Here is a 13,087-nt window from a genome sequence, read left to right as displayed (position 1 = left end):
GGCACAATCGTCACCGCATGTTGGTCATGGTGGAGGCCATCTGGTCGCCGGCCTCGATCACCTTGGCGTTCATCTCGTAGGCGCGCTGGGCGGAGATCAGCTCGGTGATTTCCTGCACGACGTTGACGTTGGAGGATTCCAGATACTTTTGGCGGATGGTGCCGAAACCGGCCTGGCCTGCCAGCCCCTCCTGCGGTTCACCCGACGCCGGGGTGGCGCGGAACAGATTGTCGCCCAGCGCCTCCAGCCCGCTGTCGTTGACGAACACCGTCATCGCCAGCTGGCCCTGGTTGACCGGCTGGGCCTTGCCGTCGACATAGGCCAGCACCTCGCCGGAGCGGTTGATGACCACCTCGCGCGTGCCCTGCGGCACGGTGATGCCGGGGGCGACGGTGAATCCGTCGGCGGTGACGATGGTGCCTTCCGGCGACAGCTTAAAGCTGCCGGCGCGGGTGTAGACGGTCTCGCCGCCGGGCTGGGTCACGTTGAAATAGCCGCGCCCCTCGATCGCCAGATCCAGCTCGTTGCCGGTGGAGGTCAGGTTGCCGGTGGTGTTGATGCGGTTGACCGAGGTCGGCCGCACGCCCAAGCCGACCTCGACGCCGGTCGGCACGATGGTGCCCGAATCGGTGGATTGGCTGCCCTGCCGGCGCTCCGCCTGATACATCAGGTCCTGAAATTCGGCGCGCGAGCGCTTGAAGGCCGTGGTGTTGATGTTGGCGATGTTGTTGGAGATGACCTCGACGTTCATCTGCTGGGCCATCATGCCGGTGGACGCGATGCTGAGCACGCGCATGGACTGACTCTCCCTTTGGAACTTTAAGAGGATTTGCCGAGGCGGTTGATGGCGGAGCGCAGCAGGTCCTGCCCGTCGTCCACCATCTTGGTCACCGCCTGATAATCGCGGGTCAGGTCCATCATCCGGCCGATCTCGACGATGCCCTGCACGTTGGAGCGTTCGACCTTGCCCTCCACCAGACGGGTGTCGGGTGCGGGGCGCGCCTCCATGCCGTCGACCGGTTCGAACAGCAGGTCGCCGGTCTGCTTCAGCGCCTGCGGGTTGTCGAAGCGCGAGACGGCGATGCGGGCGATCACGTTGCCGTCGGCCGACAGCAGCCCGTCGGAGCCGATGGTGATCGTGCTGCTGTCCGACGGGATGGCGATGGGCCGGCGGCCGTCGTCCAGCACCGGGTAGCCGTTGGGGCCGACCAGCGTGCCGTCGGCGTCGCGGCGCAGCCGGCCGTCGCGGCTGTAGCGCACGCCGTCCGGCGTCTGCACCGACAGGAAGCCGTCGCCGTCCAGCGCCACGTCATAGGGGTTGCCGGTCTCGGTGAAGGCGCCGGCGCGCAGGTCGGTGTAGGTGGAGCGGTCGATGGTGAAGGCGATGCGGTCGGTCGGCTTGCGCCCGCCGGCCTCCATCGCCGCTTCGAACAGGGTGCGCTCGCCACGGAAACCGACCGTATTCATGTTGGCGACGTTGTTCGCCACGACGTCCAGCTGCCGCCGCAGCGCCATCTGGCGCGACAGTCCGATGTAAAGCTGGTTCTCCATCGCCGAACACTCCGGTTTTGAACTCCGCCTTAATCTGGACGAGGCAGTTTAAAGCCGGGTTTCAACCTGAGCCGTTCCGGCCGATGCCTTGCCGGACTTGGAGCAGGTTTGGCGATCATTTCGATAAAATGCGAGACGACTGTGATGAAACGGCGCCCGGAGAACGCACTGACGCTTGGTTCGACGCTGGTCCTCGCCCTGCTGTCGGGGACGGCGCAGGCCGCGACCGTCCGCGCGCAGCTGGGCGACCATGGCGACTATTCGCGGCTGGTGCTGTCGGTGCCGAAGGGGATGGAGCCGGTGGCGGTGGTCGATGGCTGCGTGTTGCGCATCAGCGTGCCCGATCCGCTGCGCTGGCCGCTGGCGAGTTTGCGCGACAGCTTCTCCCGCCGGCTGTCGGACTTCGTGACGGCGGACGGCGGGCGCAGCCTGACCGCGACGGTGCCCTGCGGGGCGCGGGTGGCGAGCGTCATGGAGCGTCGGAATTTGATCGTCGATGTCGGCGGACCGCCGGTTCCGGGTGTGAAGCCGGGGGTGGCGGGGGATGGGGCGGTGGAGGTGGCGGCGGAGGTCGTCGTCGCGACTGCAGCGCCGGAGGTTCCGCCTTCTGTCAGTGTCGCCGGAGTTGTCGAAGCGCTGAACCCCATCGGCACGGCGAATGCTGCGGCGATGACTCTCCCTCTCCCGGCAGAATCCCCTCTCCCCCCCGGGGAGAGGGTTAGGGTGAGGGGGGAGCGCGGGGAGGATTCTCGGGATAGTCACGCAGTGCGTCCCCTCACCCCGACCCTCTCCCCGGGGGGGAGAGGGGGATTGCGCCTAACCCTCCCCTCCCCGTCGTGGCCAGCCTGGAAGGCGAGGTGCGCGACAGCATCCAGCAGACCTTGCGGCAGCTTGAGCGCATGCCGGACCGCACACCGAACCCCGCGACGCAGGCCGCCGAACCGCCCAAGCCTCCGGCCCCGCCGCCAATCGCCGCGATGGATCTCGCCGGCTGGGCCGGGGAGGATTTCAACCGCAAGCGCGAGGTGCTGCAGGCCGCCATCGAAACGGCGCGGGGCCGTGCGCGGGTCGAGGCGCAGATCGCGCTGGTCCGCTTCCTGCTCGCCCGCGCCATGGACGAGGAAGGGCGCGCGGCACTGGAAACGGCGGGCAGCCTGTCGCCGGCGCCGGACCAGCGCTATGCCCTGCGCATCCTGGGCGACGCCTTCCGCGCGCTCGACCGCGAGGACGCGCCCGACGACAATCTGTTCGTCCAGCTGCCGGCCGGCGCCATGCCCGACCACAATGTCTGGCGCAGCGCGGCCCTGGCGCCGACCCGCTGGGCGGCGGCGAAGGAGGGGCTGCCGATCGCGCTGCGCCGGCTGCTGGACTATCCGGCCGACCTGCGCAGCCGGCTGCTGACCACACTCGCCGCCGCGGCGGACGAGGCGGGGGACAGCGCGGCGCTGAACCTGATCGTGCTGGAGATGATCACCGTCGATTCCGCGGGCATGACCGATGGCCGGCTCGACTATTTCCGCGGCCGGCTGGCGGAGCTGAAGGCGACACCCGATGCGGCGCTGGAGCGCTATGACGCCGCGGCGGCCTTGCGGCGCGGTCCCTTCGCCCGCCGGGCGGAAGTGCGGGCCATCGAACTGCGCCGTGGCCTGGGCCGGCTGGACGAGGACGGCGCCATCAAGGCGCTGGAAGCGTTGCGCTTCGCCTGGCGCGGCGACGACGTCGAGACGGATGCGCTGGCGGCACTCGGCGGCGCCTATGCGCGCAGCGGGCGGACCGACGCGGCGCTCGACATCTTCGGCCTGCTGGGACGGCGCTTCGGCGCCACCGCGCGCGGGCGCGACGCGCTGACGGCCGGGCGCAGCCTGCTGGCTGCCGTGCTCGACCGGCTGGAGCAATCGCCGCCGGGCGGGCTCTATGCGCTGGCGCTCCAGGCGCGGCACGGGCGGCTGGTGACGCTGGCCGACACTGCCGACGGCCGGCTGCGGCGGCGCCTCGCCGGCCTGCTGCTGCGCGACGGCTATGGGGTGGAGGCGACCCGCATCCTGCATGCGTTGACCGAACGGGCGACCGGTCCGCGCCGGGCGGAGCTTGGCGCCACGCTGGCCCGCGCCCTGATCGACGGCGGGCGCGAGGGGGAGGCGCTGGACGTGCTGGCCCGCACCGGCGGTGCCGGACTCGAGCCGGAACTGGCCGAACGCCGGGCGCTGCTGCGGGCCGACGCGCTGCTCGGCGACGGCGATACGGTGCGGGCGCTCGACGCGCTGCGGGGGTTGGGCGGGGCGGAGGCGGCGCGGCTGCGGGCGCAGGGGCTGTTCGCCGCCGGGGAATGGCGGGCGGCGCGGACCGCCTTCGCCGAACTGGCCGCCGAACTGAAGGCCACCGGAGCGGAGCCGACGGCGGACGATCTGGCTCTGCAGGGGCTGTCGGCCTATCTGGCCGGCGACGCCGATGCGACGCGCGGTTTCGGTGACGCGGAACGCGCGCGGCTGGCCGGCACCCGCTGGGCCGGGCTGCTGGACGCGTTCGCCCCGCCGCCGGCCGACGGGCCGCTGCGCGCGGAGTCGGTGGAGCGCGACCTTGCCGCGGCCAGCGCGCTCGACCGGCTGGCGCGGGGGTGGCGGGGACCCCACTGACCTTTGGGCCCTGATCCGTAAAGCCGCTTTAAACGGCGGGCTGTAGCGTCGGCGGACTGTTGCCCCCAATCGCGATGGCTTTTGCACATCCGGAGAAGAAGACATGCGCTTGATGTTCGGGTTGATCGCGGTGTTTGCCAGCGTGCTCGGCGGGTTCTATGCGATGGGCGGGCGGATGGCCGTGCTGTGGCAGCCGGTGGAGATCGTCATCATCATCGGCGCCGGCATCGGCGGCTTCGCCATCGCCAACAGCCCGTCGGTCCTGCGCGACACGCTGCGCGCCGTCGGCGCCATCGCCCGTGGGAGGACCACCCCGAAGAACGACTATCTGGACATGATCGCGCTGGTCTATGGCCTGCTGCGCGTCGCCAAGTCCAAGGGCATGTCGCAGATCGAGGCCGACATCGACAAGCCGGCCGAAAGCCCGCTGTTCACCCAGTTTCCCAACGTCCTGCGCTATGACCGCTGCATCACCTTCCTGTGCGATTACCTGCGCCTGATCGCGCTGGGGCAGGACAACCCGCACGACCTGGAATCGCTGATGGCGGAAGAGCTGGACACGCTCGGCCGTGAGCTGAACCAGGTGCCGAAGGCCTTGCAGAACCTGGCCGACGCGCTGCCGGCGCTGGGCATCGTCGCCGCGGTGCTGGGCGTCATCAACGCCATGGGCGCCATCAGCGAGGCTCCGGAGGTGCTGGGCCATATGATCGGCGGGGCGCTGACCGGCACCTTCCTCGGCGTGCTGCTGTCCTACGGCATGGTCGGTCCGATCGCCAGCGCCGCCCGCCAGCGCCGCGAGTCGGAGCTGAACATGTATTTCTGCATCAAGGCGGCGCTGTGCGCCTACCTGCGCGGCAGCCCGCCGCAGGTCTGCGCCGAATATGCCCGCAAGGTGCTGTACACCGACATCCAGCCCAGTCTGGCGGAGGTGGAGGTCGCCACCACGCTGTCGTCGTCGCAGGCCAAGGCCCGCGACGGCCGTCAGGCGGCGTGACCGGCCATGCCGCGCAAGACCGCCCTCCCCCCGATCATCGTCAAGCGCCACCTCGGCAGCCATGACGAGGAAGAGCACAACGGCACCTGGAAGCTGGCCTACGCCGACTTCGTGACGGCAATGATGACCTTCTTCCTGGTGATGTGGCTGATGAACATCACCACCACCGAACAGCGCAAGGGCATCGCCGACTATTTCAACCCGGTCGCGGTGTCGCAGAGCAACTCCGGCGCCGACGGCATGCTGGCCGGCCGTTCGGTCGACAAGAGCGGATCGCTGACCACTCCGAACGCCGCCGGCGATCAGGCGAGCCCGGTGGCCTCCCCGCCCGTCGTGGCGTCGGTCGGCGACAGCGACCGCCAGCCGGCCGGCCGCAAGGACCCGATGCCGCATCCGCCCGGCGGCACGGTTCCGCCGGTGGACCTGCTGCGCAATGCGACGGAGAGCGCGCCATCGACGCCGGCCGCCCAACAGCCGGTGCCCGGCGTCAGCGCCACCCGCGCGGAGCTGGAGGCGCTGCTCGACCGCCAGTCCTCGGAGCTGACGGAGCGGGTGGCGCTGGAGACGCTGGAGCGTGATCTGCGCCAGCGCATCGCCGCCTCGCCGGACCTGAACGGCCTGCAAGGCAGTCTGGTGATCCAGCAGGTGCCGGAAGGCTTGCGCGTGCAGCTGACCGATCAGGCCCGCTTCTCGATGTTCAAGGTCGGCTCGGCCCAGATGAACGAGCCGGGGCGGCGGCTGATGCGGATGGTGGCGTCGGCGCTGGCGTCGGTGCCGAACCCGATCGGCATCACCGGGCACACCGATGCGCTGGGCTATGCGCCGGATGCCAAATACGGCAACTGGGAACTGTCGAGCGACCGCGCCAACGCGGCACGGCGCGAGCTGATCGCCAGCGGCATTCCGGGCGGGCGCATCGTCCGGGTGGAGGGGCGCGCGGACCTGGATCATTTCGGGGCGAGCGATCCGCTCGATCCCAGCAACCGGCGGATCAGCATCACGTTGCTGCGGCGGTAGGGCGGCGTAGAGGAAAGTGTCGGCTTCGAATGCCCCCACCTAACCTCCCCCGCTGGGCGGGGGAGGGACTGCCGCCCCTCTCCCGAACAAGCACTTGCCCCCTCCCCCGCCCAGCTCTCGCACAAAGCTCCGCTTTGTGCTGACGCGGCAGGCGGACCATAGGTCCGCTGAGAGCGGGGGAGGGTTGGGGTGGGGGCATCGTCAGCCGACACCCAACCAAATAAAACCTCCATACATTTTAACAAAACTCCTCAGCTTTTCCTTTAAAGCCCCTTTAAAACGTCTTCGCTATCGTTAACTCCGCCAGTCATCCGCGGAGAATCCCGGGACGCACAACCCCCATCCGTTCGACGGTTGACCAGAGGATTCCAAGGATGAGCCTGTACAGCGCCATGCGGTCCGGTGTCAGCGGCATGTCCGCGCAAAGCTCGCGCCTTGCCGCCATTTCGGACAACATCAGCAATTCCCAGACGGTCGGCTACAAGCGGGCCACCGTGGATTTCTCGACCCTGGTCACCGCGCCCGGAAGCCGCAGCACCTACACCGCCAGCGGCGTGCAGTCCGCCACCCATTATCAGGTGCAGCAGGACGGCACGATCATGGGCACCGGCTCCGCCACCGACATGGCGATCAGCGGCAACGGCTTCTTCGTCGTCGGCAACAAGGCATCGGGCACGCCGGAATATTCGCTGACCCGCGCCGGCAGCTTCCTGCCCGACGAAGCGGGCTTCCTGCGCAACACCGCCGGCCAGTATCTGGAAGCCTGGAAGCTGAACCCCGACGGCACCATGCCGAACGTCAGCAAGTCCCGCTTCGACGATCTGCAGTCGGTCAACATCGGCAACCTCGTCTATGGCGGCAGCAAAACGACGACGATGGATTTCTCCGGCAACCTGCCGGCCCAGGCCGCCGCCGGCGACAGCTTCACCAGCAGCCCGACCTTCTATGACGGGCTGGGCAACCCGCTGGACCTGTCGCTGACCTGGACCAAGGCCGCCGCCCCCAACCAGTGGACGCTGACCGCCACCGGCCCGGCCGGCTACACCGTCGGCGGCGCGCCGGTGACGCTGACCTTCGCCGCGACCGGCCCCTATGCGGGGAAGCCGGTGGACGGCGCCGGCCTGCCGCTCGATCCGATGCCGGGCATCACCGTCACCTCGCCGGCCACGCCGGCGGCCGACAGCTTCACCATGTCGCTCGGCAACCTCACGCAGCTGAACGGCGATTACGTGCCGACCGTCACCGGCGACGGCGCCAAGGTCGGGCAGGTCACCTCGGTCAACATCGACGACAGCGGCAAGCTGTGGGTGATGTATGACAACGGCGCCCGGCAGGCGCTGTACCAGATCCCGATCGCCACCGTCACCAACCCCGACGGGCTGGTCGCCCAGGACGGCAACACCTACACGCTGGGGGCGGAGACCGGGACCCTCACGCTGGGCGCCGGCAAGCAGGGCAGCGCCGGCACCGTCGTCGGCAGCGCGCTGGAGCAGTCGAACGTCGACATCGCGACCGAACTGGTCTCGCTGATCGAGACGCAGCGCGCCTATTCGTCGAACGCCACACTGGTGCGCACCACCGACGAGCTGGTCGAAGAGACCACCCGCCTGAAGCGTTGAGCCCAGCACAGACGGAGCCCCGGCCATGAGCGTCCAACTCGCCCTCACGTCCGCCCTGTCCGGCCTGCGCACGACGCAGCAGCAGGCGGCGATGGTGTCCCACAACCTCGCCAACGCCACCACCGCCGGCTATGTGCGCCGCGATCTCGACCTGTCGGCGGTCACCACCGCCGGCCGCGGCGCCGGGGTGCGGGTGGACGCCGTCGCCCGCAAGGTGGACGAACTGCTGATCCGCGACGCGCGGTTCGAGACCAGCCGCTACAGCGGGCAGGAGGCGCGTGCCTCGGCGCTGGCCGACTATGCGCTGGTGCTTGGGCAGCCGCAGGACGAGAAATCGGTCTCGACCCAGCTGTCGAAGCTGCAGCAGGCCTTTTCCCGCCTGCACGACATGCCCAACGACGATGCGGCCCGCAACGCCGTGGTGTCGCAGGCGACGGCGCTGGCCGGCGGGCTGAACCGGGCCGCCGAGGCGGCGCAGACCGTGCAGGACGATGCCCGCGACCGCCTCCAGACCTCCGTCGATGCGGTCAACACCTCGCTTCAGCGCATCAGCGACCTGAACGGCAGGATCGCGACGCTGGAGACGCGCGGCGGCGATGCCGGCGACCTGCGCGACGAGCGCGACCGCCTGCTCGATCAGGTCTCGCAGGAGATCGGCATCCGCACCTACAGCCGCGAGGACGGCCAGACGGTGGTGATGACCCGCAACGGCCAGACCCTGCTCGACCACCCGCTGGCGCCCGGCGAGCAGCCGCTGACGCTGCTGGGGGACGAGGTGATGGCGAACGGCGTCGCCCTGTCGGCCAAGCCGGACAGCGAGATCCAGAGCGGCCGCATCATGGGCTATGTCCAGACCATCAAGCAGGACATGCCGCGCGCGATGGCGCAGCTGGACGAACTGGCCGCCGGCATCGTCCAGGCCTTCCAGGGGGCGGAGGCCGACCCGACCCAGCCCGGCCTGTTCACCGATGCCGGCGCGGCCTATGGCGCCACCGCCGGTCTGGCCTCGCGCATCGCGGTCAACGACGTGGTGCGGACGGAAAGCTGGCGGATGCAGAGCGGCGTGCAGGCGGCGGGTCCGCTCCAGCCCGGCGACCAGACGCAGATCGACAAGTTCCTGACCGTCTTCACCGATACCCGCAGCTTCGCCGCCACCGACATGCCGGCCTCGGCGACGCTCGGCAGCTACGCCACCGCGATGGTGTCGGCCCAGCAGGGCTACCGCACCGGCGCGGAGTCGGAGATGAACGCGCGCAAGATCAGCGCCGACACGCTGGAGACCGCCCGCATCAACCGCGACGGCGTCAACATCGACGACGAGATGCAGAAGCTGCTGCTGATCGAGCAGAGCTATGGCGCCAGTGCCCAGGTGGTGCAGGTCGCCGGCCGCATGATCGACATCCTATTGCAGATCAAGGGGTAAGCCGATGCTGTACAACGCCCTGTCCACGCTGGGGATGAGCCGGAAGCTGCAAAGCACCATGACCCGGCAGCAGATGGAACTGACCCGCGCGAACGAGGAGGTGTCGACCGGCCTCCATGCCGATGTCGCGGCGACCATCGGCGCCAGCACCGGCCGCGACATCGCGCTGCGCAACCTGTTCGACCGCACCGACGAGTATGTGAAGACCACCGACCTGCTCGACGGCCGGATGAAGACGATGGACAGCGCGATGACCAGCATCATCGCGTCGGGCACCGACCTGCTGGCCGCCGCCTCCACCGGGCTGGGGCAGCAGTCGCCGACCGGAACGTCGTTGCAGATCCGCGCGCGCGGCGTGCTGGATCAGGTGGTCGGGCTGCTGAACGCCGCGTCCGGCAACAGCTATCTGTTCGCCGGCACGGCGCTGGACCAGCCGCCGATGCGCAATGTCGACGGCGACAAGTCGGGCCTGCGCTCGCCGATGCAGATCATTCAGGATGCCATCCAGTCCGCCACCGGCGGTACCGAGATGCCGAAGACGGCGGCGGAGACCGCGGCGGTCATCGCCCGGCTCGACGACCTGTTCGCCGTGCGCGACCCGGCGACGCCGGCCCCTGCCCCGCTGACCGACACCTTCGAGGGCGGCCTCTACACCGGCACCACGGCGCAGCAGCCGGGCGGCGCGGCGTCGCCGCGCGTCAGCGGCCGGCCGGCGGAGTCGACCAGCATCCCCTATGGCGTGCAGGCCAACGACCCGATGATGCGGGAGATGCTGGAAGGCATCTACATGCTGGCGGCGGTCGACACCTCCAGAATGGATGTCGACGCCTATCCCGACTACATCAAGACGGCGGTGGACAAGCTGTCCGGCGGCCTCGGCAAGCTGCGGGAGGCGACGGCGCAGCTCGGCATCCAGCGCGCCCAGGTCGCCACGCTGGCCGAGCAGCACAAGACGCAGAAGGCGATCCTCAGCCTGCAGATCGACAATCTGGAAGGCGTCGATCCCTATGAGGCCAGCACGCGGATCACCCAGCTGGAGGCGCAGATCGACGCCACCTCCAGCGCCACCGCGCGCATCGCCAAGCTGCACCTGACCAACTACCTCTAGGCCGCATCACCATGAGCCCCGGCATCCAGCTCCCCGTTCCGCGCCGGCTCCGGCCCGCTTTCCGCCGTGCTGTTTTCAGCCGTGCCGTGGCGCTGGTCGGCGGGCTGCTGCTGGTGCTCGGCATGCTGTCGGTGGCACCCGTCCCGGCGGCAGCGCAGACGCGGGTGAAGGATCTGGTCACCTTCGACGGAGTCCGCCGCAACCAGCTGGTCGGCTATGGCCTGGTGGTCGGGCTGAACGGCACCGGCGACCGCCTCATCAACACACCCTTCACCGAACAGAGCCTGAAGGGGATGATGGAGCGGCTGGGCATCAACACCCGCGGCGAGACCCTGCGCACCCGCAACGCCGCGGCGGTGATGGTGACCGCCAGCCTGCCGCCCTTCCCGCGCCAGGGCACCACGGTCGACGTGACGGTGTCGGCGCTGGGCGACGCCACCAGCCTGCTGGGCGGCACGCTGGTGGTGACGCCGCTGCTGGGTGCGGATGGCGAGGCTTATGCGGTGGCGCAGGGGCCGCTGTCGGTCAGCGGCTTCACCGCCGGCGGCGCGGCGGCGACGGTGACCAAAGGCGTGCCGACCACCGCCCGCATCGCCAACGGCGCCACGGTGGAGCGCGAGCTGAAATTCGCGCTGAACGATGTCGGACAGGTGCGGATGGCCCTGCGCAATCCGGACTTCACCACGGCGATCCGCATCGCCGACGCGGTGAATGGCCGGCTCGGCGCCGGGAATGCGCGGGTGGTCGATCTGACCACGGTGGATGTGCGGATCACCGGATCCTATGTCGGCAACGTCTCCCGCCTGATCGGCGAGATCGAACAGCTGCCGGTCCGCCCCGACGCCATCGCCCGTGTGGTGGTGGACGAGCGCAGCGGCACCATCGTCATCGGTGACGATGTGCGGGTCAGCCGCGTCGCCATCACCCAGGGCAACCTGACCGTCCGCGTCGTCGAGACGCCGCAGGTGTCGCAGCCGCAGCCCTTCAGCAACGGCTCCACCGTCGTGGTGCCGCGCACCGACGTGCAGGTTCAGGAAGGCAACGGCCGCCAGTTCGTGACCGTCGGCGGCAATGTCAGCCTGCAGCAGCTGGTCAACGGGCTGAACGCGCTGGGGGTGGGCCCGCGCGACATGGTGGCGATCCTCCAGGCCATCAAGGCCGCCGGCGCCCTGCACGCCGATCTGGAAATCATCTGACCCCGAAGACCAAGATTGGGAGACGACGATGGACATCGCCGCAACGACCCTCCGCAGCACGGCCACGCCCTCGACGCCGGCCGTCCCCAACCCGGCCGCCGCCGACAAGGTGGCCAAAGAGTTTGAGGCGATGCTGGTCGGCCAACTGATGGAAAGCATGTTCGCGGGCATGCGTGAAAGCCCGCTGTTCGGCGGCGGCGGCCCGGCGGAAAAGCCGTGGCGCAGCATGCTGTTGCAGGAATACGGCAAGGCCATCGCCGAATCGGGCACGCTGGGCATCGGCAAGATGACGCATGACGAGATCGCCCGCCTTTACGCAGCGCAAGCGGAGCAGCGGTCATGAGCGTCACCCTCAAGGACCTGATCCACGAATTCGCCCCCGAGCGCCGGCCCGAGCAGGCACCGGCCGAAGGTCCCGCCGCTCCCGATCCCGGCTATGACGGCGCCACGGCGTTGCTGGTGCGCGACTTCCTCGACGCGGTGGAAGCATTGTCGGCGGTTCTGGAGGAGGAATCCGCCTGCATCGCCGCCGGCATGCTCGACCGGCTGGAGGCCTTCGCCCATCGCAAGGCGGCGATGGCGGAACAGCTGGAGGGTGCCGTGCTGCGGGCACGGGACGAGGGCATCCGCCTGCCGGATGATCTGCGCGCGATGACCTTGGAGCGGATCGACCGGCTGGAGCGGGCGGTGACCGCCAATGCCTCCGGCCTCGTCGCTCTGCGCAAGGCGGTGTTGACCATCAACCGCAATTTGCTGACCGCGCTGGAGAAGGCATCGAGCGACGGCACCTATGCCCGCGACGGACAGGCGAGGCGGCCGGTGGAACTCTCGGCCTCCGGACTGAACGCGACTCTGTAGGGATCAGCCGCGGTCCTTGACGCTGGCCAATTCGCCGGCCTGCTCCAGCTTGATGATGCAAGCGACGAGCGCCCGCTGGAATCCGCGGGCATCGGACGGCAGCGATACGCCGGCGCCGGTCGGCCAGAACTCGACGAAGGCGAGGTTCCCCTCCCCTTCCGTGCCGGGCCATTCGAAGGCGATGCCGATGCCGATCTCCTTCGTCGTCCGTCGGTGATCGGTGACCAGGATCTGCGCTTCCCAATGCATGCCGCCGCTGCCCTTCTCGGCCCGCTGCTGGCTCCAGCTTCTCAGATAATCGCGGAAACTCTCCGACTGCCGGTCCATCCGCACATAGCTGGAGCGGTCCGTCACCGGCTGCGCCAGTCGCGTCGTATAGCGGGCCTGGGCAAGGGCGCGCGTCACGTCGGCGCACAGCTCCTCGATCAGCCCAAGGCTGCGCCGCACGGTGTCGGACAGGGCGGTCGCAAGCGCGGGTCCGGACAGAACCGCCGCGGCGTGGTCCTTGCGGTAGATGTCGAAAAGATCGTCCGGATCGCCCATTGCCGTCCCCACGCCACCGCCGTCCGGCGGTCCAATCCACCGAATTCACCAAAAACAAATTAATAGCCGGTGAAGCGATGCAGAATTGCGCGCACCAAACGCCGAAACGCCCCGGCTCGTGTGAACCGGGGCGTTTCGATGTGGT

13 protein-coding genes are annotated in these 13,087 nt (G+C 69.3%); 9 read left to right on the top strand and 4 right to left on the bottom strand.

Annotated elements, in window-relative coordinates; translation table 11 throughout:
* Positions 1-10 precede the first annotated feature (10 nt).
* The 3 genes from flgG to ACCD06_RS00055 form a co-directional block, all read right to left on the bottom strand.
* Entirely contained in the window at positions 11-796 is a 786-nt protein-coding gene (gene flgG, locus ACCD06_RS00065) for a flagellar basal-body rod protein FlgG (RefSeq protein ID WP_098735494.1), read from the bottom strand.
* Positions 797-819: 23 nt separating this feature from the next.
* The gene (flgF, locus tag ACCD06_RS00060; RefSeq protein ID WP_413337853.1) at positions 820-1,551 is read right to left on the bottom strand and encodes a flagellar basal-body rod protein FlgF; all 732 of its coding nucleotides are present in this window, start codon (positions 1,549-1,551) and stop codon (positions 820-822) included.
* Between the two features lie 257 nt (positions 1,552-1,808).
* A complete protein-coding gene (locus tag ACCD06_RS00055; RefSeq protein WP_413337851.1) occupies positions 1,809-2,024 on the bottom strand; it encodes a hypothetical protein in 216 nt (71 codons plus the stop codon).
* 384 nt (positions 2,025-2,408) lie between these two features.
* Here ACCD06_RS00055 and ACCD06_RS00050 point away from each other — a divergent pair, with 384 nt between their 5' ends.
* The 9 genes from ACCD06_RS00050 (at position 2,409) to ACCD06_RS00010 (ending at position 12,399) form a co-directional block, all read left to right on the top strand.
* Positions 2,409-4,184, top strand: coding sequence for a hypothetical protein (locus tag ACCD06_RS00050; protein WP_413337849.1), 1,776 nt, complete (start codon positions 2,409-2,411; stop codon positions 4,182-4,184).
* A 103-nt stretch (positions 4,185-4,287) separates the two neighbouring features.
* Complete coding sequence (gene motA, locus ACCD06_RS00045) at positions 4,288-5,178, top strand: flagellar motor stator protein MotA (protein ID WP_413337847.1); 891 nt, start codon at positions 4,288-4,290, stop codon at positions 5,176-5,178.
* Between the two features lie 6 nt (positions 5,179-5,184).
* On the top strand, positions 5,185-6,195 hold the full coding sequence (locus ACCD06_RS00040) for a flagellar motor protein MotB (protein ID WP_413337845.1): 1,011 nt from the start codon (positions 5,185-5,187) through the stop codon (positions 6,193-6,195).
* 374 nt (positions 6,196-6,569) lie between these two features.
* Entirely contained in the window at positions 6,570-7,814 is a 1,245-nt protein-coding gene (locus tag ACCD06_RS00035; protein ID WP_413337843.1) for a flagellar hook protein FlgE, read from the top strand.
* A 25-nt stretch (positions 7,815-7,839) separates the two neighbouring features.
* Positions 7,840-9,237: a flagellar hook-associated protein FlgK gene (gene flgK, locus ACCD06_RS00030; protein ID WP_109157215.1), complete on the top strand. Its 1,398-nt coding sequence runs from the start codon at positions 7,840-7,842 to the stop codon at positions 9,235-9,237.
* A 4-nt stretch (positions 9,238-9,241) separates the two neighbouring features.
* Positions 9,242-10,345, top strand: a complete 1,104-nt coding sequence (locus ACCD06_RS00025; protein ID WP_413337841.1) for a flagellin — start codon at positions 9,242-9,244, stop codon at positions 10,343-10,345.
* 11 nt (positions 10,346-10,356) lie between these two features.
* The gene (locus ACCD06_RS00020; protein ID WP_109157217.1) at positions 10,357-11,541 is read left to right on the top strand and encodes a flagellar basal body P-ring protein FlgI; all 1,185 of its coding nucleotides are present in this window, start codon (positions 10,357-10,359) and stop codon (positions 11,539-11,541) included.
* 28 nt (positions 11,542-11,569) lie between these two features.
* Entirely contained in the window at positions 11,570-11,884 is a 315-nt protein-coding gene (locus ACCD06_RS00015) for a rod-binding protein (protein WP_413337838.1), read from the top strand.
* Positions 11,881-12,399 carry a flagellar protein FlgN gene (locus tag ACCD06_RS00010; protein ID WP_413337836.1) on the top strand — a complete coding sequence of 173 codons (519 nt, stop codon included), beginning with the start codon at positions 11,881-11,883 and terminating at the stop codon, positions 12,397-12,399. The genes ACCD06_RS00015 and ACCD06_RS00010 overlap by 4 nt, the downstream gene beginning before the upstream one ends.
* A 3-nt stretch (positions 12,400-12,402) precedes the next feature.
* Here ACCD06_RS00010 and ACCD06_RS00005 read toward each other — a convergent pair whose 3' ends face one another.
* On the bottom strand, positions 12,403-12,954 hold the full coding sequence (locus ACCD06_RS00005) for a hypothetical protein (protein ID WP_247871590.1): 552 nt from the start codon (positions 12,952-12,954) through the stop codon (positions 12,403-12,405).
* Positions 12,955-13,087 lie beyond the last annotated feature (133 nt).

It is taken from the genome of Azospirillum sp. CT11-132, assembly GCF_047302835.1.
GTDB lineage: Bacteria > Pseudomonadota > Alphaproteobacteria > Azospirillales > Azospirillaceae > Azospirillum.
Note: the sequence above shows the minus strand (reverse complement) of the source record. Positions and strands in the feature narration are given on the sequence as shown.